Below are 24248 nucleotides of genomic sequence, written 5' to 3'. Positions count from 1 at the left end.
ACCCAACACGGGAAATATTATTTATTCTTCGGAAGTATAATCATATTGATCACGAGATTTTTTCTTGTTTCCGTTACCAGTAAAAGCGGAAATTGTAAATAAACCTACTAATCCCACTATTCCTAAGCCACCAACAGCTATTAATGTTTTAAAAATGGGGAATTCTGTAGATTTTTCGCTATTTTCGCCAGAATTAACTATATTTTCTTCTTGATCCGCTTCTACATCTGTGGTATTCTCGGTAATGATTGGCTCACTGGTGGTGGTTTCCTCAGTGTTAGAGGTTATTTCGGTGGTATCTGCACTCTGAGTTTTACGAGATTCGGCATAAAGGGATAAACTCCCCTGAGTTACTAATTTTTCCCCAACCGATAATTCTTTGGTTACTTGGATAAACTCCCCTTCTGTTACACCAGTGGTTACTTCCACAGGTTCATAATAATTGTCATACTGCACAAAAACTAATTGTTTACCGTCTGCATCCACTAAAGCGGTAAAGGGAATCATTACCCCGACACCATCGGAAGCTGTTTGTTCGATCGTATTTACTTCAATACCCAATAAGCTATCGGTTTCGGGTTTTACTTCTACTCTCTCAATACCTCCTGTTGCCTGAAATTCATCTCCATGTCCGACATGGGCAAATGATATAACAGGAGTGCTTAAAATTAAACTAAGGCTTGTAATACTTGTTAAAGAAAATGATTTCATGGTTACTCCTCACTTGAGTTCGATTAATTGTCTTCATAGTTTGTCACAAGTGAGATGAAATTGAGATGAAATGATCTATTGAAGGATTAGAATTTGTATAGATAGATTGTTATTCGTAAATATGTTAGAAATAATCTTTGTTCTAATCAAGATAAAATTATGCACAAAGAAACTTTAGAAAAATGGCAACACCCCCACCATTTTATTTTAGATAATCAAAAAGGTGAGAAAAAAACGCAAATAGTCATGGCTTTAACTGCTATCACCATGATTGTCGAAATTATTACAGGAATGCTATCTGGATCTATGGCTTTATTAGCAGATGGTTGGCACATGGCTACTCATGTGGGAGCTTTTGCTATTACTTTATTTACTTACCAATATGCTCGTAAAAATCTCTATAATCCGAAATATACTTTTGGTACTGGTAAAGTCGGGGTTTTAGGAGGTTTTGCTAATGCTGTAGCTTTAGGGGTTATTGCTTTAGTAATGATCTTGGAATCAGGAATACGTCTGTTAAATCCTAATACCATTTTATTTAATGAAGCGATCGCCGTAGCAATTCTTGGTTTAATTGTTAATTTAATTAGTGCTTTATTATTACAAGATGACCACGATCATCATCACGATCAAGATCATCATAATCACCATGATCATAATCTCCAAGCGGCTTATCTTCATGTATTAGCAGATGCTTTAACCTCTGTTCTGGCGATCGTCGCCCTGTTTACTGGGAAATATCTTGATTGGGTATGGATGGATGCACTTATGGGGGTTGTGGGTGCAGGAGTTATCGCAAAATGGGCGTATGATTTGATTCAGGATACAGGATTAATTCTCCTTGATGGAACAGCAGATAAAAAAACTCGGTTAGCAATCATTGATGCGATCGAAGCTGATTCCGATAATCAAGTTGCGGATCTTCATCTTTGGTATTTGAGTCAAAATCATTTATCTGCGATGATTTCTGTTGTTACTCATTATCCTCAACCTCCTGAATACTATAAACAATTACTGCGATATATTCCTAATTTAACTCATATTTTAATAGAGGTAAATCGTTGTGATGGAGAACCTTGTTTTTCAGAAAAATTAACTTATGTTACTCATTAGAACTTTTCTATAATTATCATTGATTAAGGGCTAAAGCCCTTACTAAATTGATTTTATTTATCTCTCGCAAAGGTGCTCATGGTGCAAAAAAGCTCACAAAGTTATCGATCGTATTATTTTTTCTGGTTTTTCAATTCTTCGCCTAAAAATTGTCGATAAAGTTGCGGTAAATAAGGTGTCATAGAATTATCTTCTATTCCGCCCCCTAAACTTGTCCAAACTCCCGATAATTTCGCCAATACTTCTTCTACTCGATCTTGTTTCAGTAACGTTAATATCTCCACATCCCATTGATGATGATCTTTAAGCCAACGATAGACGACAATATCTTGATATTCTGGCTCAAAACTATAAACTATTTCGTAACGATGTTTTTTTGCTTCAGGATGATACTTTCTTGCCTTTTCTTCCCAAGTTGATGTCAGAAATTGATAACGCCCGGCGGCAGTACTACACTTTCCTCGATTAACTCCGATTTCGATCGAAACACACTTATTAGGATGTTGCTCAAAACTATGAATATGTTTACCACCATAAATAAGAGCATAAGGATATTTGCCATTGGATTCACTAGCAGAAATTGTCCTCATTAACGCACGAATATAAGTATCTCCCCCTGTCATCGCTAACTCAGGAAAAGGTTGCTGTGAATTATTACTTTCTTCTTTCCCTGTTTTAAAAATTGATACTACTAAAATACAGAGCAAAACTACCAAACTAATTTTCCATCCCTGAGAAAATAAAGAAACACCTTGATTTTTTTGCCTTTTTAGTTTTTTGGAGATTTTTTGATTTGAAAGTGCTATAGATTTCATTAATCCAAAAAATATTTTAACTATGCCCCGTTGAGGGATTTGATCTATTTAAAATATTATGTCAAACAAAGGATGAAATTGAGGTGAAATGAAACTGCCCTTGCTAAAATCAAGATCATCGTTAACTTAATTACTTGAAACTATGCGGATTTTATTAGTAGAAGACGAGGAAGATTTAGGATTAGCCATTAAACAAGTTTTAGTTAGTGAAAAATATATCGTTGACTGGGTAATGGATGGTGAATTAGCGTGGGATTATCTTGAAAATTCATGGGCGGATTATTCGGTAGCTATCTTTGATTGGCTTGTACCTAATTTGTCAGGGCTGGAATTATGCCAAAGACTGCGATCGCACAAAAATCCTTTACCCGTATTGATGTTAACAGCTTTGGGTGATGCTCAATCCCGTGTTACTGGCTTAGATAGTGGTGCAGATGATTATTTGGTTAAACCTTTTATTATGGATGAATTGTTAGCAAGATTAAGAGCATTACAAAGACGAACGCCCCAATTTACCTCACCTAATTTAACCGTAGGTAATTTTACCCTTGATTATGGTAATAACTCCTTAATTTATAGCGTTGTTGAACTTCCCCAAATCATTCCCTTAACGGTTAAAGAATTTCAAATTTTCGCTTATTTAATGCAGAATAGCGATCGCATCATCTCAGGAAGTAAAATTAGAGATCAATTGTGGGATTTTGACTCGGAAACCGTCAGCAATGTTGTAGCGGCTCAAATGCGTTTATTACGGCGTAAATTAGCCCATTATGGTTGCCATTGTCCCATTGAAACCATCAAAGGTCAAGGTTATCGTTTTATTAGCACTCACCCGTTATAATCTTTGATTTAACATCTCTAAAGTAAACACACTTCCAGAACCTACTATACTTTCAACGGTCAAATATGCTTGATGTTTTTGGGCAATTGCTTTGGCGATCGCCAACCCTAATCCTGTACCTCCTGTTTTACGAGCTCGATCGCACTCCACACGGTAAAAACGTTCAAAAATACGCTTTTGTTGCTCTGGGGGAATACCAATCCCTGTATCTTGAACTTTAATCATCACTTTTTTGTGTTCAGTATTTAAGCTAACATTGACTTTTCCCCCACTAGGAGTATATTGAATAGCATTAGCGATTAAGTTAGCCACTAGGCGATAAAGTTCAGATTCATTACCTAAAGTATAAATTTCTTCATCACAAACATCGCTGGTTAAGTCGATATTTTTACTAACCGCTAATTCCAAAAATTCTTCCGTTAAATCGTTCACTAAATCATTCAAACAACAGGGTAGAAATGATTTTTGAAAAGAATTTTGCTCAAGACTGGTTAATAATAATAAATCGCTAATTAAGTTACTTAATCTTCTTCCTTGTCTTTCAACGGTATTGAGTAAGGATTGAGTATTTTCTTGATAATTTTCAAGGCGATTAATGGCTTCTACGGTAGCTAAAAGACTGGCAAGGGGCGATCGCAGTTCATGGGCGACATTAGCGGTAAACTGTTGTTGTTGCTGATAAGATTGATAAATGGGTTGCATAGCCAATCCTGAAAGCCCCCAACTTGAAATTGCCACTAGGGTTAAGGCGATGGGAAATCCGATCACGAGAATCAATTGTATTTGTTTAACTTCATTATCAAAAATCTGTAAATTTCTACCAATTTGCAAATAACCCCACGATGAATAATCATGAGAATGATGGGGTTGATTATGACTATTTCCGCTATGCAACATAATCGAAAATTGCAGATAACGATCGCCGTTGGGAAGATTGACTATTTGCCAAAAAGAAGAATCAAGACGAGAAGACAGTTGGGAGGGTTGATGAGGGGAAAAAGCTAATAAATTTCTATGATGATCAAATAAACGGAGATAATAAGTAGATCGATCGCTAATTCCAATAGTATGACGTTGAATTAAAGAAGGATTATTATTACAGGGTTGGTTTACCAGACAAAGTTCAGGAAAAATCGCCTTTAAAACTTGAGTCGGATTACCCGAAGTTGGTAACATCGGTTCTAAACTATCATGAAGCGTACCAGCGATCGACTCCATTTCTTGTTGAATTGCCAACCATTTAGACTGAACAAGGGAGCGATAAATTCCCATAGCCAATATACTAAGGATAAAAGCCATTACCGAACCATACCAAAAGGCTAAATGAATACGACTGGAACGAAATAACTGACGAGTATTCATGGTAAAGGTTATCTGTTGTTATCGTTAAAAAAAATCAAAGTAATTGACTGAAGTTACTTCGATTTAAATGGATTGCACATAAAATTTTAGACAAAGGTAAGGTACAGGAAATATTCGACATATCCTAGCTTACCGATTTGCTTTAATAAATTAAAGAGTAGATTTTGCCATCCATCAAAATACGACTAATACCCTTAGCGTGTAAATGAGAGGAGGTTTTTTGTAAAATTTTACCATCGGGTACTTTGATTACTTTTCCTTTTCGAGCGCTCAGTGTGCCTTTAGCATCACAAAATCGTTTAGCGACTCGGTGATTATCAAATACAGGTAAAGTTCGTTGTAAAGTTTCTTGAGGAGGAATATCCCCTAAATCAGCAAATTCTCTTAAGGGTTTCGTAACTAATTCAGAATATCGATCGATCACCAGATAACAAACTTTCGGAAAAACAGCTCTATTTAAAGGTAAAACCTGTAACTTTTGAGAAGAAATATTCGGTTTATGACTAAAAGATTCTATGTCATCATCATCGTCATCATCATCATCATCGTCATCATCATCATCATCCATATCCTCCCCAAACATTGCCGCTACGTCATTAACAGAATCTAAATCATCTTCATCATCTTCATCAATAATGACTAAATCTTCCGATTCGTTAAATTCTTCTTGACTATCTGCCATGGGATTCTCAAAACCAGAAATGATTTCTTGAGGATGATTTTCTGTCATAGAGGGGGTAGTTATTTCTTCCTTAATTTTCAAAAGAGGTTTATCATAATTTGATGACATATCAGATTTCATTTCGGAAATCTCAATTTCCTCCACCTCATTTTGTATTTTTCCCATGACATTTATATCTTTTTTGTCCATTCCAAATACTTCTTCTGGTCCTATTTCATTATCTTGTATTTCTTCTATGGGTTCTATATCTTCATTGCCTATCACTAATACGCCTTGATGATCTATTTCAGTGCCTTGTATTTCCTCTCTCGATTCTATCTCTTTAGGGTCTTCAGATGAAAGTTTTAATGTTTCCTGAGCATCTTTTTCTAAATTAGATTTAGTGGTTCGAGCAAGACGTTTTTCTTGAATTAAATCTTCATATTCTAAATCCGATAAACTATTTTTGAGAAAACGACTTACCGTGGAACTGCTCACGCCAAAACGAACCGCTAAAGTAGAAGTGGTTTCCTCCGTTGTGCGGTATAAATCGAGGATTTCTTGACGATCGTCTTCAGACAATTTTCTCGGACTCATAATGTCTTGTTTACCCATTAATCTACAGAACCATCATTATTAATGTGACTGATTTTAGTACTATTTGTCAAGAATAGTTGAAATTAAGAATCACTTACAGCGAAATTAATGTAAATTGCTTATAGTGTAGAATCAAAAGCTCAAATTCGATTCTCAATCAAAATTATACTTTCTGCTTATGTCTATTTTAAATTTTCAACCGGCGGTGTTAGTCTTAGCTGATGGTACATCCTATCAAGGTTACTCTTTTGGTGCAAAAGGTACAACTTTTGGAGAAGTGGTGTTCAATACTGGAATGACAGGTTATCAAGAAGTGATGACAGATCCTAGCTATTCAGGACAAATCGTTACATTTACCTATCCCGAATTAGGCAATACGGGGGTTAACCTCGAAGATGAAGAATCCTATAAACCTCATGTTAAAGGGATAATCGCTCGAAATATCACAGAAATTCCCAGTAACTGGCGATCGAGCCAATCCTTACCAGATTACATGATCAAACATAAAATAGTGGGAATTTATGGCATTGACACCAGAGACTTAACTCGCAGATTACGATCGTCTGGTGCAATGAATGGAGCAATTTCCAGTGAAATTATCGATCCTGATGAATTATTAGTACAATTACAAGCTATTCCTTCCATGGCAGGATTAAACCTTGTTAAAGAGGTGACTACAAAAGAAATTTATGAGTGGACACAACCCACTTCCAAAGAATGGGAATTTAGTCATCGTACCAATTTAGCCGAAGAAAAATTCACCGTTGTCGCCGTGGATTTTGGAGTCAAACGCAACATTTTGCATCGTTTAGCTAGTTATGGTTGTAAAGTAATCGTTGTCCCCTCTACCACTTCTCCCGAAGAAATCCTCCAATACAATCCCGACGGTATTTTCCTCTCTAATGGACCCGGTGATCCCTCGGCGGTAGCTGAGGGTATTGAACTAGCTAAAGCCTTATTAGAAGCACAAAAACCCATGTTTGGGATATGTATGGGGCATCAGATTCTCGGCTTGTCTTTAGGGGCACAAACTTTTAAACTCAAATTTGGTCATCGAGGCTTAAATCAACCTTGCGGATTAAAACAAAAAGTAGAAATTACCAGTCAAAATCATGGTTTTGCCGTTACAGAAGAATCTTTAGGGGCAGATGTGGAGATTACCCATCTTAATCTGAACGATCGAACCGTAGCAGGATTAAAACATAAAACTTTACCCTTCTTCTCCGTACAATATCACCCCGAAGCCAGTCCGGGTCCCCATGACGCAGACTATTTATTTGAGCAATTCGTTAAAATGATGCGAGACAGTAAGTAATATTCCCCCTGTCTGCCTGTCTTCCAAGTCAATTCTCACCAATAATTTTATAGTTCACTCAGGTTAGGTATTAGGTAAATAAAGAATTAAAAAAGGAAAAAATTGTAATTTTTAATTCACCATTAATTGCCAATTCAGATATGTTATGATTAAATCCATGAAGAGTAACTAGAATTAGTGATAGGATTCTGACAGGCAGACGGTAAAAAACATCGTCACTATTGCTTTGATGTCATGGTACGATCGACTGATAAAATCAAAGTTCTATTAGTACATGACAAACAAAGACATAAAAATAAATTCCCATCAACTTTTGTTGAAGGAATTGTCAAGATTAGAATTAAAATAGTTAAAAGATTAACCATAAAGGGATCAAGATTTGTGTTGTATCTGGCAGAAGTAAAAGTTCAAAATAGAGGATTCGTTGGTGGCTATAAAACAGAGCTAAAACTATTGGCTTCTCAAGGAGCAGATCAAACGTGGAATCGGGTTGTAGGAGAAGAAATTGTAACTACCGATGCCATTGGAGATCAATCAGTAAAAGGCACTCTTTATATAGTCAATGTCGATAATAAACAAGTAAGCGGTACACCTGAGTTGGCTGGTAGTCGTATCGTTAACTATTTTGCCCATTTTTCTCGTACTTTAGAGAAATCGAAAGAACAAGAAATAGAAATTGAGGAATGGAAAACCTCATTAAGAATTCAAGGAGAGGAGATTGCGAAAAGACAAGCCGAATTAGATCAAGTTCAACAGTTATTACAACAGCAAGAAGAAGAATTTACTCAGTTAGAGAAAGAAAAAGAGAATCTTAGTGGAGCATGGGAAGAATTAAGAGAACAACAAAGATTAATTGCTGAAAATAAAAGTAGTCAAGGGGAAATTCAGAACAAACTAAATTCTATTTTAGGAGAGTTTTCAGATGGTACTTTGGGAGGAAATAATATTAAACAAGTTTTTTCCAGTGTCAATACTCAACAACAATTGTTAGATAAGTATTGGCAAAGTGTTGATGAGGTTAGAAATGTTTTACAACAAAAACAACAGGAATTAGGGCAGAAAAAACAATATTTAGAACAAAGTCGTCAAGAATTACAATCAGTACAAAACAATTTACAAAAAACTATTGTTGGTTTACAATCAGAGCAAACTCTTTTACAGGAAAAAGAAGAGTTTTTGCGACAATTGAATGTATATTTAGAAGCTATTGCTAGACTAGATCAAGAAGTATCTTTCTTAGCTGATGATGTTGATGATATGGACATCGATTTTCAGGGATTAGAAAGTATGCCTTTAGGAAACTTAGAGGAAATAGTCAATACAATACAACAAGAGACAGCAAAATTGGTGAATTTTGTCAATTTGCAGGAAGAAGAATTAACTTTACAAGGAGATGAGGTTAAAGAGATTCAAGGTAAGCTCGATCGAGCGACAGAAATGGAGAGATATTCCTTAGAAACAGAGTTAGCAGACTCCCAAGAGGCAATGAAGTTACTCAATGAGACATTAGTAGGTCAGAGAAGAACATTGAAGAAACAACAAAAAATGTTAAATGAACATTTTAAAATTTTGAGTCGCCGTAAAGGGGTAATGGATGTGGACTTTGGACAAACTGTTAACTTAAAACCCATGTTAGGAGAAATTGAAACTCAACGCAATTTAATTCAATATCATCGGGATAAACTAAATCAAGAAGTAACAGTTTTACGACAAAGTGCCTCTCAAGTTGAAGAACGTGTTACTAGCCAAAAACAACAGTATGAACAACAAGTAACGAAAATTCACCAAGAAGAAGAAGCCTACTTAAAACTCTATCAAGAAGTGGCTCACATTGAATCTCAAGTAAAATTTTTAGATCAAGATTTACATCCTATTCAAGAACAATTAAACAGTATTCGTAGTTACATACAAAGTATAGAGCAATCGAATCAACAATTTACTAATGTATTTAACGATTTACGATCGATGTCTTAGAGGAGATAGGAGAGAGTAGAGAGGAGAAATACTTAATCGAACTTATGGTATTTAAAATAATTTTATGTCTGGTCAATTTATTCACAGTAACCGCAGTAATGGCTCAAGATCAAGAGATTTTGGACAAAAGTGCCGAATTTGACCTAAATCCTCGTATCCTCGAAAATAGCCCTGTTATTCGGGAGTGGATGAAAGAAGTACCTGATATTTCTAAAAGAATCATTCATGAACCAAGTTTTCGGACTAGATACCGTTTAGGATATACTCAATTTCCATCAAATGAAGATGCTGGGGGGTTTTTTATGGGGGTAGAAGATATTTTTTTGGGGGATACTCCCTTAACTTTTAGTGCAAAATATAGTCAAGAACTTAGTAATTCCCCTCGAATTGAGAGCGATCGAATGTCAGTGGGTGCTAATATACAATATTATTTGTTACCCTTGGGAAGTTATATTAACATTGCCCCAGTATTAGGTTATCGTCATATAGAAACCGCAGGTTATCAGACTGGGGGGGTAAATGTGGGAGTAAGATTAGGGTTAATATTTTCTCCTCAAGGCGCTGGGGATATTTTTATCACCCAAAGTTTTGTTTCTCCTACAGGTAACGAAGAAGTAGGAATTACAGAAATTAATGTGGGATATGCAATTACTAAAAATCTCCGTTTAGCCACAGAAATTGGTTGGCAAAATTCGATTAAACAAAATGATTCTCAAGTCAGTATTGGCTTTGAATGGATGCCTTAGTCAAAATTAATTCGATGTACGTTAATAAACTTCGACAATATTTTAGGTAGGGACATAAAATTTTACGTCTCTACAATGGTTTTAGACATCGTTGAAACGTGGTATAATAATAAAGCTAAACCTTATGCAAAATCAGCATTATAGCACCTAAACGCAAAGAAGAATTAGGGCTATTTTATTATATTTATTAGGTAAATTTTATGGTAGTTTCAGTAAATAGTGTCTCGACATACGAGGAAACAACACAATCGATCGCACGGGATTTAATCCAAGCCACAAGGCAGAAAGGCAATATTTTCAAGCAACTCAAAGAACAAATGCAGTTCGATGATAAACTCATGAATTGGACAATGAGTAACCCCGGTTTAAGGGTACAGTTGTTTAGATTTATCGATGCGTTACCTGCATTGAGGAGTAACAGCGAAATTGCTCGTCATTTACAACAGTATTTAACCACCGAAGAAGTAGAACTACCAGACGCTCTCAAAGGTATTCTTAATTTTACTGAACCTAACTCTCCTCCTGCTCAAATTGCCTCTGCAACCATCACCAAAGCTGTAGAAACCCTAGCCTATAAATACATTTCAGGGGAAACCATCAAAGAGGTAATCAAAGCCGTTGAGAAAATGCGCAAAGAGAAAATGTGCTTTTCGATCGATCTCTTAGGGGAAGCAGTTATAACAGAGGTAGAAGCGGAATCTTATCTACAAAACTACCTTGATTTAATTACTCAATTAAGCAATCAAGCTCAAAAATGGGGCAATATTCCAGAAATTGACCAAGCTGACGGGGAAAATCTCTCTAAAGTGCAAGTATCCGTCAAATTAACCGCTTTTTACTCCCAATTTGACCCCGTTGATCCTGAAGGTGCTAAACTCAAAGTGTACGATCGAATCCGCACGTTATTACGCCACGCTAAAGAGCATAACACATCAATTCACTTCGATATTGAGCAATACACTTACAAAGATGTAGTTATTAACCTTCTGCGAGAGTTGTTGATGGAAGAAGAATTTAAGACACGCACTGATATTGGCGTAACTTTACAAGGTTATCTGCGAGACTCCGAAAAAGATTTAAACGACTGGATTACATGGGCAAAAAAACGAGGTAATCCCATTACTATTAGACTGGTGAAGGGGGCATATTGGGATCAAGAAACCATCAAATCTCGTCAAAATCACTGGCAACAGCCCGTATTTAACGATAAAGCGGAAACAGACATCAATTATGAAAAGTTAACTCGTCTTCTCCTCGAAAATCACGATTATTTAAACAGCGCCATCGCCTCCCATAATGTACGCACTCAGGCAAATGCCATTGCTATTGCTGAAACTCTCAAAATCCCTAAACGCAAGTTTGAGTGTCAAATCCTCTACGGCATGGGGGAAACTTTAGCCCGTGCGATCGTCAAAAGAGGGCATAGAGTGAGGGTTTATGCACCCTACGGGCAGTTATTACCCGGTATGGCTTATCTTATCCGCCGTTTACTCGAAAATACCGCCAATAGCTCCTTTTTACGCCAAAATGCGGAGGAAAAACCCATTGATGAATTAGTCGCACCTCCAACTATCCCCCCCAACCCCCCTTTCAAAGGGGGGAGTAATGGCTTTCAGGGCGCACCCGATACGGATTATGGAAGGGAGTCTAACTTGACAAAAGCTCGACAAGGGTTGACTATAGTTCACAATCAGCTAGGTAAAACTTATCTACCCTTGATTAATGGTAAGTATGTAGAAACTGAGGAATATATCGACTCGGTTAACCCTTCTAATCCTGCGGAAGTTGTGGGCAAAATTGGCTTAATTTCCCTCTCTCAAGCGGATGAGGCGATGGAATCAGCAAAACAGGCTTTCAAAACATGGAGTAAAACCCCTGCAAAACAACGGGCGGATATTTTACGCAAAGCTGGGGATATTATGGAGGCAAAACGCCATGAATTAACTGCTTGGATGTGCTATGAAGTTGGTAAAATAATTAAAGAAGGTGATCCTGAAGTATCTGAAGCTATTGATTTTTGCCGTTATTATGCTGATGAAATGGAAAGGCTCGATCGAGGTTATAATTATGATGTAGCAGGAGAAAACGATCGATATTTTTATCAACCCCGTGGCATTGCCTTAATCGTTTCCCCTTGGAATTTCCCCTTTGCTATCTCTACAGGGATGACAGTCGCCGCCTTAGTCGCAGGAAATTGTGCCTTACTCAAACCTGCCGCTACTAGCACGGTAATTGGAGCGAAAATTGCGGAAATTTTGACAGAAGCGGGGATTCCTGACGGAGTTTTCCAATATATACCCGGTAAAGGTTCGGTTGTGGGCGATTATCTCGTTAAACATCCTGATATTCACCTTATCGCTTTTACGGGTTCAAGGGAAGTGGGTTGTAAAATTTATGCCGATGCGTCTATCGTGCAACCCAAGCAAAAACACCTTAAACGAGTTATTGCAGAAATGGGGGGTAAGAATGCCATTATTATTGATGAAAGTGCGGATTTAGATCAAGCGGTGGCTGGAGTTGTACAATCTGCCTTCGGTTTCAGTGGACAAAAATGTTCTGCTTGTAGTCGTGCCATCGTGCTTTCTACCGTCTATGATACCTTTGTGGAGAGATTGACAGAAGCAGTTAAGTCTATTAACGTGGGAGATGCTAAAAATCCTAGCACGAAAGTCGGTCCTGTCATCGATGCTACCGCCCAAAAACGTATTTTAGAATATATTGAGCAGGGTAAACAAGAAGGCAAGTTAGCCATTCAAGTAGCGACTCCTGAAAACGGTTATTTTGTACCGCCAACGGTAATTATTGATATTCCTGAAAATGCAACTATTGCCCAAGAGGAGATTTTTGGACCTGTATTAGCTGTAATCAAAGCTGACAATTTCGATCGAGCCTTAGAAATCGCTAATGGTACGGATTACGCTCTCACAGGGGGCTTATATTCTCGTACTCCTGATCACATCGATCGAGCTTACAAAGAATTTGAGGTAGGCAACGTTTATATTAATCGTGGTATTACAGGTGCGATCGTCGCTCGTCAACCCTTCGGCGGTTTTAAATTGTCAGGGGTAGGCTCAAAAGCAGGAGGACCTGATTATCTGTTACAATTTTTAGAGCCTCGTGTAGTGACAGAAAATATCCAACGACAGGGATTTGCACCCATCGAAGGAGCGGATAATTAGGGTTTGCGGAATAAGTCAGAAGACTATTAAAATCAAGGATTTAGATATAATACCTTAACGAAAAAGTGTGCTTTTTTGACTAAAAATACTCAAAACAGTGCACTTTTTATCTTATTCTTTAAAATATTCCTGCAACTCTACATAACCTGAGTTCGATATAAAAATAGGTGAGGGCTGACTTGGAAGACTCCGAAGACAGGAAGACAGGAAGATTGTATTTCTGATGAATGAATAAAATTCTCTCAAAAGTACATCAAATATTGAGAATTTTTCTCCCTGTCCACTTGTCCACTTGTCCACCTGTCTAGTTTTCATCATTTTCTTTATGTCGAACTGAGGTTACATAGGGGTTGCTGAATAAAGATAAGAGTAATCCCCAGAAAAAATGATCCAAAAGGTGAGATAATCAAAGAAGAATCTAATTGGGACAACAAAAATTAAATGGCAAACAAAGTTTCGATCGAAGTTAGTGCCGATTTAAAGTTACTTTACCATCAGACAGCCAAAAAATTGAGAGGAAGTGATGGAAGACAATAGTTGCCAAAATGGTTTGTGGAAATAACAGGTAATTCTACGGGGTAATCGGATCATTATTTATCTGGAGTTCACTTATTCCCCATTGCCCACCTTAATCAAGATTAAATTATTACCGTGAACATATTAATAACGAATTTGCAGAGTTACAGAAGCATTTACTTCTTGCTCTCCTGCAATTACAGGGGTACTAGGCATACTTGAAGCTATTTTATCCATCATTGCCTCTCTCATAATGGGAGTTGGAGCATTGGCACCATTGACATTAATGGTAATAATTTCCTGAGCTTTTAAATTCAATACGTTTAACACCGCTTCTGCCTGTTGTTGTGCGTCAAGGGTGGCTTTGCCTAATGCTTGTTTTTGAGCTTGGGCAATAGCTGTTTCTGTGGCGGTTAAACTCACATTATCGATACGAGTCGCACCTACTTTAACACTATTATCTAATAAACTACCCACTCGATCGATCGGCAACTGAAAAGTCACTAAATTAGTGGCAACATAACCCGTTAATTCTCTTTGATTATTATTGTAATTATAGTTGGGGCGTAATTGAATTCCCGTAGTTTTTAGCTTTTCTACATTACTAGATTTTAATAACTCTACTAAAGAAGTGGTGCGTTTAGCTACTTCTTGCTGAATTTCATTGGCGTTTTTACCTTCAATTTCCACTCCCAATTGTACATTAGCAATGGTGGCGTTTATCCTTTCTACTCCATTTCCCGTAACGGTAATAGTTCTCAAAATTCTTTCTTGGGCTAATACGAGAGACATCGGTGCTAAACTAATATAACCGATACATCCGATCGAAATGAACAATGTTGATAGATGACGAAAATAAACTGATTTTGACATAATATTGACAAAAATAAGATCGAATGAATGATTAATCCCCTAATACCCTAACACCCGAATCCCCTAATCCTTTAAAACTCTAAAACTTTTTACCGTTTATGTTGTCCATCAGCGATCGCACGACTACAACACCAATCAGAAGGTAGTGTGGAAGGCCATCCCATTTCAATGGCTTCCTGACAAATTGTCGTTACCGTTAACTGGCAATCAATTAATTGAAATTCCTCTTTCTGGCATTGCTTGAGGCTATGTTTAAGAATAGAATCATCTTGAAACTCGATCGTCTTATTACACTGAACACAAACAATATGATGATGATGATGAGGATAAGGGTGATTTAACTCATAATGTTTATGCCCTTCCGCTAATTCTAACTCTCGCAACACACGCATTTTAGTCATTAATTTAACACTACGATAAATAGTAGATAAACTAATGTTTTCTCCTTCTTCTTCCAATAATTTATACAATTCTTCTGCGCTGAGGTGATTTCCTTGAGGTAAGGTATTGAATACTTCAAGGATTTTTTCCCGTTGGGGTGTCATTCGCCAACCTCTGGAATTGAGCTTTTTTTTAATGGATGCAGTAGTATCTAAAGACATAAGCACTAGGGGAAGAAACAATGATTTTGTCTCTATCATACTTTTCTTATTACCCTATTTGCAACTATTAGGCTCTAATTGAGAATCAATTTTAACTAGGGTTTGTTGAAAAAGTCTTGAAATGAAGATAGACACAGACATTAGGGATAAAGTTGTTGATTAGACATCTGGGAAAAAATTCTGAGTTGAATAATATTCAACCCCTACAAACACCTGAGTGAATAATAAAATGATGAAGATAAGAGGGGGAGGAGGGGGAGGAGGGGGGGAAGACTCCGCTATCAACTCGAACCCAACGAAATCCAACGACAAGAATTAATTAATATCATCGCTATTTTAGAAGAATATGGTGAGACTTTTTAACACGGAGATTCGATCGAATAGAAATTCGTCATGGCAGTTAATCAGTAATGATAATCTATAATTGACTAGGTAAGCAAATTAGAAAATCACGGAATGGAAGAAAAACTCCCCCAACACCGAATGCAGATTACGGACGATTTGGATAAATTATTACAAATTTTGCCTCTGACAATTCGTCAATCTGTAGAACAACATCCTCAGAAAAGTTCTTTAATTGAGATAGTTTTAGACTTGGGGAGAAAGCCCGAAGCGAGATTTTCTGGGCATAGTTCTTATTTAAGCGAAAATTTAGTCAGTCGAGAAGATTTAGAACATTGTGTGGCTAGAGTTGGTCATTTTAGCGCCGATAATCGAGCCGGAATTGAGTGTACTTTACACCGTATCAGTGCCATTCGTAACCGTCAAGGTCATATTATTGGTTTGACTTGTCGTATTGGTAGAGCGGTTTTTGGCACTATTTTGATGATTCGAGAATTAGTGGAAAGTGGTCAATCTATTTTACTATTAGGTCGCCCCGGAGTGGGCAAAACTACCGCTTTACGAGAAATTGCTAGGGTTTTGGCGGACGAGTTAGAGAAAAGAGTTGTCATTATTGATACTTCTAACGAAATTGCAGGGGATGGAGATGTGCCTCATCCTGCCATCGGTAGAGCTAGAAGGATGCAGGTTGCACATCCTGAATTACAACATCAAGTGATGATTGAGGCGGTGGAAAATCATATGCCAGAGGTGATTATCATTGATGAAATTGGCACAGAATTAGAGGCTCAAGCCGCTCGTACCATCGCCGAAAGGGGTGTGCAGTTAGTGGGTACTGCTCACGGTAACTATTTAGAAAACTTGATCAAAAACCCAACTTTATCTGACTTAATCGGTGGGATTCAATCCGTCACCCTAGGGGATGAGGAAGCCCGTCGTCGTGGCTCTCAAAAGACGGTTTTAGAACGAAAAGCTCCTCCTACTTTTCAGATTGCGGTGGAAATGTGGGAGCGTCAAAAATGGGTAGTCCATGAAGAAGTTGCCCAAACCGTTGATCATCTTTTACGGGGAAGACAGCCCATTCCTCAGTTACGTCAAGTTAATGATGCTGGGGAGGTTTCCATTACGAGAGACCCTTCGATCGCACCACAAACAGAATTAACTACGGTACAAAGTTTAGTAGAAATTCCTTCTAAACCTAGCGGTTTAAGAGCAAGTGGTAAGATGCTCCCGATTTCCTTACCTCATCAACAACCTAATTTAGAATTTGAGGAAATGTTGGATAAGTCTTGGTATCAAGGGGATATGGTAACGGAAAAAGTCCGCATTCCAGGACCAAATGGAGAGGATTTTCCCATTTACGTTTATCCTTATGGTATCGGTCGATCGCAGTTAGAACAAGTCATTGGCGTGTTAAAAATGCCCATTGTCTTAACGAAGGATTTAGATGACGCTGATGCTGTGTTAGCACTTCGATCGCAAGTCAAACACCATTCTAAGTTAATGCAATTAGCAAAAGATCGACAAGTACCCATTCACAGCATTAAATCGAACAGCATTCCTCAGATTACCCGTACTTTACGACAGTTAATCAATATGGACAACCCTGACAATGAAACGGAGGATTTAAGGCTATTTACCAAAGCGGGAAATGATGACGAAATCGAAGCCTTAGAAGAAGCACGGTTAGCTGTAGAACAAATTGTCATACCCCAAGGGCAACCTGTGGAGTTATTGCCACGAAATCCGAAAGTCCGAAAAATGCAACATGAACTCATTGAACATTATAGACTTCGATCGGACAGTTTTGGTGATGAGCCTAATCGTCGTTTGCGTATCTATCCTGCTTAATTAGGGAGTTAGGGAGACAGGTGGACTCCGAAGACAGGGAGTTGGGGCGTTATTAATTGTTAATTGTTCATTGCTAATTGCTAACAAGGGAGGGTAAATTATCATTAATCATGGTGTCAAAAGTATATTCAATATACGGTAAAGAAGCACCCGATAAACCTTTTTTAATTCTGTCTAGGGTTTGAGGAAAAATGATAAACAACGGACGAATTTCTTCAGCTATATCACTGAACATATGTTCTTCTGTGGTAGGCATCACCCATTCATAATCTTTATTCAGATAAATTTGTGATTGTCGCCAACGTCTAAGTAAATCGGAAAAGTCTTCATCGGGGCGATGAATAAACACCAATATCTCTACTCCCATTTTAATCTTCCATTCAGGATCGCACATTAAAATAGCAAAATCGCAGGGAATGGGGGTAATTTCATCTAAACACACTTGACTCAAATTATCCCCCGAAACCGTACGCAAATTACGCACCTTCGCTAAAGGTAAGGGGATAGAAATAACACTATCTGTCGGTCGTCTCATACTTGGAATCATCTCTAAATATTGACGATGTTGACCTAATAAAGAAACAATGCGCGATCGATCGCTATAATCCGCTAACACCGTTTCATAATCTGATTGTTTAATACTCATAACAATTAACAATTAACAATTAACAAACCACTATTCATTATTCATTATTCACTAGCCAAGTTGATCGAAAATAGAGAACATAGGTAAATACATAGAAAGTAGAATTGTCCCTACCATCCCTGCAATACCCACCATCATCAGAGGCTCAATAACGCTAGTTAAGGCTTTTACTGCTTGTTCTACTTCATCTTCATAAAAATCTGCAACCTTCATCATCATAGAGTCTAATTCCCCTGTTTCTTCGCCAATCATCATCATTTGAATTGCCATAGACGGAAAAACTTTTTTCTCTGCGATGGCAACACTAAGCATTCCCCCTTCTAAAATGGCATCCTTCGCCGCACCTACGGCGTTAGCAATAACTTTATTAGAGATGGTTTCTTGAACAATATCTAAACATTGAAGAATGGGTACACCCGATCGAGTTAAAGTACCAAATACACGACAAAAACGGGCAACGGCACTTTTTTCGTTCAAATCTCCAAAAATAGGAACTTTTAAAGCTAAGGTATCAATCTGTATTCTTCCTACGGGAGTTTTATAATATTGTTGAAACGCAAAAAAAGCACCCCAAATCACTATAACAGGAATCACAGCTTTAGGACTTCTTAAAAATCCGCTCAAGTCAACCATAAATTGAGTTAATGCAGGTAATTCCGCCCCTAAACCTTCAAAAATACCTCCAAAGACAGGAATCAGGAAAATAGTCATCCCTAAAAAAGCTAATATCGCAAAAATGCCTACTGTCACAGGATAAGCCATAGCGGATTTAACTTGGTTTTGTAATCGAGCCACATCTTCCAAAAGTTTGGCAAGACGGTTCATTACTTCATCTAAAACCCCCCCAGTTTCTCCTGCTTCCACCATAGAAACGTAAAGTTGATCAAAACAATCGGGATGTTTCGCCATCGCTTCGGAAAGGTTTGTACCCTGTTGTACATCACTACTAATAGTTTGTAAGGCTTTTTTAAATTTCGGGTTGCTTGATTGTTCCGCTAATACTGTTAAGGTTCGGATAATGGCAACCCCAGCGTTAACTAATACAGCAAATTGACGGGAAAAAATAGCTTTATCTTTCACCGTCACTTTACTCATGGCGGCTTCAATACTCGCCACATCAAATTCCATACCTGCTTTTTTGATTTTACCGATGGCGGCAAATCTTTTTTTCAGGATTCTTCTGGCTTCGTCTTGAGAATCGGCAACTACTCTTTCATTGAGGATGTTACCTGCTTTATCTTTAACTTGAACAATAAAAGTAGCCATAGTTTTTAATCAATAATTGAGAGTTGAGAATTAAATTCTTTCTTACTTCTTACTTCCTACTTCTTACTACCTTCTTTTTGTTGTGGTTACTGGTGTATCCATGCCACTACCTGCGACTAAGCGTTTCAATTCGTCTGGTTTACTGCTTTTTGCTAAACCTTCTTCCATACTAATTGTTCCTGTTTTAACATACCCTGCTAAGGCTTGTTCCATAGTCTGCATTCCTAATTTACCTCCTGTTTGAATAGCGGAGTAAATTTGTGGTGCTTTTGCTTCTCGGATTAAGTTGGCGATCGCCGGGGTAATAATCATAATTTCTTGTGCCATAGCCCGTCCAAACTCTCCCGGTTTCGGGTTTTTCTTCTTGGCTAAGGTTTGGGCAAATACTGCTAACAAAGAGTTAGATAACATTGCCCGAATTTGAGCTTGTTCGGCGGCAGGGAATACATCAATAATCCGATCGATCGTACCAGCAGCCGAGCTAGTGTGTAAAGTACCGAAAACGAGGTGTCCTGTTTCCGCCGCACTAATCGCCAGAGAGATGGTTTCTAAGTCTCGCATCTCACCTACCAGAATAATATCTGGATCTTCCCGTAGGGCTGCTTTTAAGGCGTTACCAAAACTTTTAGTATCTTCTCCTTTTTGTCGTTGGTGAAATAAACTATTAATATTTGGAAATACATACTCGATGGGGTCTTCCACCGTTAAAATGTGTTCAGCACGGGTACGGTTAATTAAGTCCAACATTGCCGCTAGGGTGGTAGTTTTTCCTGACCCTGTTTGACCTGTTACAAGTATAAGTCCTCTAGGTCGATCGGTCATTTCTTTGACAATATCAGGTAAACCGAGTTGATCAAAATTAGGAATTTTAGAAGATAATGCCCGTAAACAAGCCGCATAACAGCCTCTTTCCTTATAAACATTTACCCGAAATCGAGCTAAACCTTTAACACCATAGGAGCAATCTAACTCCCATTCTTGTTCAAGGGTTTTTCGTTGAGTGTTATTCAACATACTGAAGATGAGTTTTTGACACTCTTGAGGATTCAACGGATCATCCCCAATAGGGGTAAGTTTACCACTGATACGAAAGTAGATAGGTGCTCCAGCTTGAATGTGCATATCCGAGCCACCCAATTCTACTAACTGCTCCATTAAATCTTCGATCATTAATTCCATGATTTCATTCTCCGCAATCTAACAAGTTATTTTCAATATAACCGTTAATAATGAGGAATTAGCTATCAAAAATTAGGAATTAATAAAAATTATCACAATTTTGAGTTTCAGAAGAAAAACATATTAAAGATTATTCCATTGATTTTCTGCATCAGTGACGGCTTGTTCAACAGTTTTCTCTTTTAGCATAGCACTTTGGAGATTTTCATGGATAATTTTCTTCAACTCATTAATATTTTTCACAGGGGGAATTAGTACTTCTGCATCTTCTAACTGTACTGCACTAATTCTTCGCGCTTCCGTGAGAATATCTTTATTGGGATCATTTTCTAAGTTACGAATGTACTGCTCGATCGAACTATTATGAGAAGGTAAGACGTTAGCTTCTTGAGTGAATTTGAGTTGATTTTCTCCGTTAGTAACAAAGAGGGCATAATTAACAGCACCATCAATATTTTTGCTATCTTTCGGGATAACTAAATTCATCACCGAAACATTTTTCTTCTTAGTACTCCCCGTAACTTGAGGGGCGACTCCCGACACCTCGTAAACTGTAGGCGCATTATTAGCGATGGTTTTCAAAAATTCTGCCCCTGTGCCAACTAAACCCAATTCTCCTGCTTGATATAATTCTATGGCGTGACGATGCCCTTGAGTCATCACTTCAGGAGGTAATAAACCTTTTTGGTATAAATCCGCCCAATAGGTAAAGGCTTTGATACCTTCGGGAGTGTTAAATCCAGCTTTACCTTGATCATCCAGCAGAGTTACCCCCATTTTGACAAGGGATTGTAATATTTCGTTAGAATCAGTCGTCACCAAAGGAATGAAAAAGGCATATTTTCCAGTGGTATTTTTAATTTTTTCAGCGGCGATGGCTAAATCCTCATAGGTTTGAGGGGGGTTAGTAATTCCTGCTTTTTCAAACAAGTCTTTATTATAAACAGTGATAGTTGTTGTCAGATACCAAGGGATACCAAAAGTTGTGGTTTCGCATTGATTTTCAGCTTGACAGATTTCAATTTTATTCGCATCCCAGATTTTAGACAAATATTCGCTTTTGACTTCAGGGGAGATTTTCTCATCAAGATTTAACCATGCGTTACGACTGGCTAATTGTGAGGCAAAATCAGGGTTAAGATTCACTACATCGGGCGCATTTTGGGCAGAAACTGCCGTTAAAATTTTGCTTTCCATGGCATTCCAAGGCACATCCACCCATTGTATTTTATTATCGGGATTTTCGCTTTCAAAGCGTTGATTTAAGTCGTTAAAATAAGGGGTAAATTGTGGCTGTAATTGCATTGTCCAAAATTCGATCGAGCCATCAGCATTAGCTTGAGGGGAGGCACAACTAACCAAGATAGTTAACAATAAACCAGAGAGAAACCAAACAACATAATTAACAGGATTTTTACGGTGTTTAGAGAGAGATAAAAAGCTCATTTTTTTTAAATAAATACTATATTATGTAGGTTGGGTTGAAGAATGAAACCCAACATGATGAATGAATGGCTAAAGCCATCACTACAAACTTTTTTATAAATTATTAATACCTTAATTAATATTAGTAAAACTAAGCAGAAATTAAAGCTAATTCAATAAAATTATCATCTTTTTTTGCGATGTCAACACTAATATTTGGACCAAAAAATTTAGTAATTTTTTCCTGTTTTTCTTGCCATTGTTCAAGGGTTATCAAAGGAGAATCAAAGATTAAAATTAGGGCATAATTATCATTAATATTAGCTTCTTTTATTTTAGTTAAAATTGGTCGTTCATCATCCGTAGGACTTAAACCAATACGCTGTAATGCTTCATCTAAATGAGCCTCCTGCCCATAACGATAACGTGTGACATCTTTAATTAATTGATTTTGAGTGTCAGTCGCCTTTTCATTTCTCAAAGCGATAACATCAGGAGGGGTAACTTCAGCAAAGGGTATGGGTTTCAACTCGGCGGCTTTTAAAGCCAACCCTCCTAATAACAATGGAATACCGTAGAAAAAACCTGCTAAATTGAGGGTAGAGTTACCCACGGCATAGGCATAAAAACCCGTTACTGTTAATATTGAGCCTACGATTAAACCAACTAATGCTAAAGGAATTTTACGCAACATAATTTTTTATAGTTTAAAAGGTGTTATTAATTTTAATTGTTCGTAGTAAGGGTTTTAACCCTTCTTTTATCAATTTATGAAGATGCTTAATAATCCAGAAAATTGGATTGATTTTTGGGTGTTAATCAATAGCTCACCGTGTAATAAATTACACGGCTATTATATTATCGTTCAATAAATTGAACTTTTTTATTCATTGTTAATTATTATTCATTGTTAATTGTTAATTATTCTTCCATTTGGCGGAAGAAGTCGATCGAGCCTTTAAGGGCTACAATAAAAGCATCAATATCCGCAAAAGTATTGTAAAAATAAAGACTTGCTCTAGCACTTCCCGATATGTTTAAATAACGGTGTAAGGGTTGGGTACAATGATGACCCGATCGAATTGCAATACCTTCATGATCTAAAAGTGTGGCTAAATCGCTACAGTGAATCCCTTTAACATTAAAAGAAGCTAAACTTGCCCTTCCTTTGCCGTCTGGGGTGGGTTGATTACCATAAATTTCTAAGTCTGGTATTTCGTTTAACTGTTTAAAAAGATAGGCAGTCAACTCCTCCTCGTAATGGTGAATATTCTCCATGCCAATTTTAGTAAGATAATCCACCGCCGCCCCTAAAGCAATGGCTTCTCCGATGGCAGGTGTACCCGCTTCAAACTTATGGGGTAATTCACCGCAGGTAAAATGATCTAAATATACGTCTGCAATCATTTCGCCACCACCAAGAAAAGGAGGCATGGCATTCAATAATTCTTCCTTACCGTATAAGAAGCCGATGCCAGTAGTTGCACACATTTTATGACCAGAACCTACAAGCCAATCACAATCCATTCTTTGGACATCGATCGACAAATGGGGTAAACTCTGACAAGCATCAATTAAAACTTTAGCACCGTATTGATGAGCTAAATTGATGATTTTTTTAACGGGATTAATACAGCCTAAAGTGTTGGAAACATGGACAACTGACACTAATTTTGTCTTGTCGGATAAGAGAGATTGATAGTGATTAAAGTCAAATTCTTGAGTGGGAGTTAACTCCACAAACTTGATAATTGCGCCTGTTTTTTGGGCGATAATTTGCCAAGGAACAATATTACTATGATGTTCCATCACTGTTAAAATAATTTCGTCTCCTGCTTTTAACGTATTTAAACCCCAAGTATAGGCAACGATGTTAATAGCTTCACTAGCATTTCTCGCATAGACAATTTCGTTACGACTTCTAGCGTTGATGAATTTGGCAACTTTATCTCTAGCACCTTCGTAACCATCCGTAGCCCGTCCGCTTAAAGTATGCGCCCCTCGATGAACATTAGCGTTATCATATTCATAATAATGACGTAAAGCATCGATAACAGCGTTAGGTTTTTGGGATGTTGCCGCATTATCGAGATAAATCAGGGGTTTATCGTGAATTTTTTGATGAAGGATAGGAAAATCTCCCCTAACCTCATCAGCAATAGTTTTTACTTGAGTTATTGTCATAAAGAATTAAGAATTAAGAATTAAGAATTAAGAATTAAGAATTAGGAATT

19 protein-coding genes are annotated in these 24248 nt (G+C 37.5%); 7 read left to right on the top strand and 12 right to left on the bottom strand.

The annotated features are described in order from the left end of the window. Positions 1 to 21: 21 nt before the first annotated feature. Entirely contained in the window at positions 22 to 711 is a 690-nt protein-coding gene (locus SYN6308_RS16860) for a hypothetical protein (protein WP_017295625.1), read from the bottom strand. Between the two features lie 159 nt (positions 712 to 870). On the opposite strand from SYN6308_RS16860, the gene dmeF reads away from it, so the two are divergent. After that, positions 871 to 1824, top strand: coding sequence for a CDF family Co(II)/Ni(II) efflux transporter DmeF (gene dmeF, locus SYN6308_RS16855; protein ID WP_017295624.1), 954 nt, complete (start codon positions 871 to 873; stop codon positions 1822 to 1824). A gap of 113 nt (positions 1825 to 1937) precedes the next feature. On the opposite strand, the gene SYN6308_RS22830 is transcribed toward dmeF, so the two are convergent. After that, positions 1938 to 2639, bottom strand: a complete 702-nt coding sequence (locus SYN6308_RS22830) for a glycoside hydrolase family 24 protein (RefSeq protein ID WP_017295623.1) — start codon at positions 2637 to 2639, stop codon at positions 1938 to 1940. A gap of 142 nt (positions 2640 to 2781) precedes the next feature. Here SYN6308_RS22830 and rppA point away from each other — a divergent pair, with 142 nt between their 5' ends. Then, complete coding sequence (gene rppA, locus SYN6308_RS16845; protein ID WP_017295622.1) at positions 2782 to 3480, top strand: two-component system response regulator RppA; 699 nt, start codon at positions 2782 to 2784, stop codon at positions 3478 to 3480. Here the strand turns inward: rppA and rppB are convergent. Both rppB and SYN6308_RS16835 read right to left on the bottom strand, forming a co-directional pair. Next, a complete protein-coding gene (gene rppB, locus SYN6308_RS16840) occupies positions 3475 to 4842 on the bottom strand; it encodes a two-component system sensor histidine kinase RppB (RefSeq protein WP_017295621.1) in 1368 nt (455 codons plus the stop codon). The two genes, rppA and rppB, sit on opposite strands and share 6 nt — an antisense overlap. Before the next feature lie 142 nt (positions 4843 to 4984). Beyond that, entirely contained in the window at positions 4985 to 6118 is a 1134-nt protein-coding gene (locus tag SYN6308_RS16835; RefSeq protein ID WP_017295620.1) for a helix-turn-helix domain-containing protein, read from the bottom strand. 160 nt (positions 6119 to 6278) lie between these two features. On the opposite strand from SYN6308_RS16835, the gene carA reads away from it, so the two are divergent. The 4 genes from carA (at position 6279) to pruA (ending at position 13314) form a co-directional block, all read left to right on the top strand. Continuing rightward, positions 6279 to 7415, top strand: coding sequence for a glutamine-hydrolyzing carbamoyl-phosphate synthase small subunit (gene carA, locus SYN6308_RS16830; RefSeq protein ID WP_017295619.1), 1137 nt, complete (start codon positions 6279 to 6281; stop codon positions 7413 to 7415). A 381-nt stretch (positions 7416 to 7796) separates the two neighbouring features. Next, positions 7797 to 9389 (top strand): pilus motility taxis protein HmpF, encoded by a 1593-nt coding sequence (gene hmpF / locus SYN6308_RS16825; RefSeq protein WP_144051460.1) that lies wholly within the window; start codon positions 7797 to 7799, stop codon positions 9387 to 9389. Between the two features lie 44 nt (positions 9390 to 9433). Continuing rightward, positions 9434 to 10135 (top strand): hypothetical protein, encoded by a 702-nt coding sequence (locus SYN6308_RS16820; RefSeq protein WP_144051459.1) that lies wholly within the window; start codon positions 9434 to 9436, stop codon positions 10133 to 10135. 200 nt (positions 10136 to 10335) lie between these two features. Beyond that, complete coding sequence (gene pruA, locus SYN6308_RS22825; RefSeq protein WP_017295616.1) at positions 10336 to 13314, top strand: L-glutamate gamma-semialdehyde dehydrogenase; 2979 nt, start codon at positions 10336 to 10338, stop codon at positions 13312 to 13314. A 660-nt stretch (positions 13315 to 13974) separates the two neighbouring features. Here pruA and SYN6308_RS16810 read toward each other — a convergent pair. Both SYN6308_RS16810 and SYN6308_RS16805 read right to left on the bottom strand, forming a co-directional pair. Next, positions 13975 to 14703 (bottom strand): SIMPL domain-containing protein, encoded by a 729-nt coding sequence (locus SYN6308_RS16810; RefSeq protein WP_017295615.1) that lies wholly within the window; start codon positions 14701 to 14703, stop codon positions 13975 to 13977. 89 nt (positions 14704 to 14792) lie between these two features. Next, positions 14793 to 15305, bottom strand: coding sequence for a transcriptional repressor (locus SYN6308_RS16805; protein ID WP_017295614.1), 513 nt, complete (start codon positions 15303 to 15305; stop codon positions 14793 to 14795). Positions 15306 to 15761: 456 nt separating this feature from the next. Here SYN6308_RS16805 and SYN6308_RS16795 point away from each other — a divergent pair, with 456 nt between their 5' ends. Then, a complete protein-coding gene (locus tag SYN6308_RS16795) occupies positions 15762 to 17498 on the top strand; it encodes a R3H domain-containing nucleic acid-binding protein (protein WP_017295612.1) in 1737 nt (578 codons plus the stop codon). A gap of 73 nt (positions 17499 to 17571) precedes the next feature. Here SYN6308_RS16795 and SYN6308_RS16790 read toward each other — a convergent pair whose 3' ends face one another. The 6 genes from SYN6308_RS16790 to SYN6308_RS16765 all read right to left on the bottom strand — a co-directional run bounded on the left by SYN6308_RS16790 (position 17572) and on the right by SYN6308_RS16765 (position 24198). Next, entirely contained in the window at positions 17572 to 18144 is a 573-nt protein-coding gene (locus tag SYN6308_RS16790) for a hypothetical protein (protein WP_017295611.1), read from the bottom strand. Between the two features lie 51 nt (positions 18145 to 18195). Beyond that, positions 18196 to 19410: a type II secretion system F family protein gene (locus SYN6308_RS16785; RefSeq protein WP_017295610.1), complete on the bottom strand. Its 1215-nt coding sequence runs from the start codon at positions 19408 to 19410 to the stop codon at positions 18196 to 18198. A 66-nt stretch (positions 19411 to 19476) separates the two neighbouring features. After that, entirely contained in the window at positions 19477 to 20589 is a 1113-nt protein-coding gene (locus SYN6308_RS16780) for a type IV pilus twitching motility protein PilT (protein WP_017295609.1), read from the bottom strand. 123 nt (positions 20590 to 20712) lie between these two features. Then, positions 20713 to 22035, bottom strand: a complete 1323-nt coding sequence (locus SYN6308_RS16775) for an ABC transporter substrate-binding protein (RefSeq protein ID WP_017295608.1) — start codon at positions 22033 to 22035, stop codon at positions 20713 to 20715. 130 nt (positions 22036 to 22165) lie between these two features. Then, positions 22166 to 22708, bottom strand: coding sequence for a DUF2854 domain-containing protein (locus SYN6308_RS16770; protein ID WP_017295607.1), 543 nt, complete (start codon positions 22706 to 22708; stop codon positions 22166 to 22168). 227 nt (positions 22709 to 22935) lie between these two features. Beyond that, entirely contained in the window at positions 22936 to 24198 is a 1263-nt protein-coding gene (locus tag SYN6308_RS16765; RefSeq protein ID WP_017295606.1) for a SufS family cysteine desulfurase, read from the bottom strand. Positions 24199 to 24248: the final 50 nt, after the last annotated feature.

The organism is Geminocystis herdmanii PCC 6308 (assembly GCF_000332235.1).
Taxonomy (GTDB): Bacteria; Cyanobacteriota; Cyanobacteriia; order Cyanobacteriales; family Cyanobacteriaceae; genus Geminocystis; species Geminocystis herdmanii.
The sequence above is the reverse complement of the archived record's forward strand: the minus strand, read 5'-3'. Positions and strand labels throughout refer to the sequence as shown.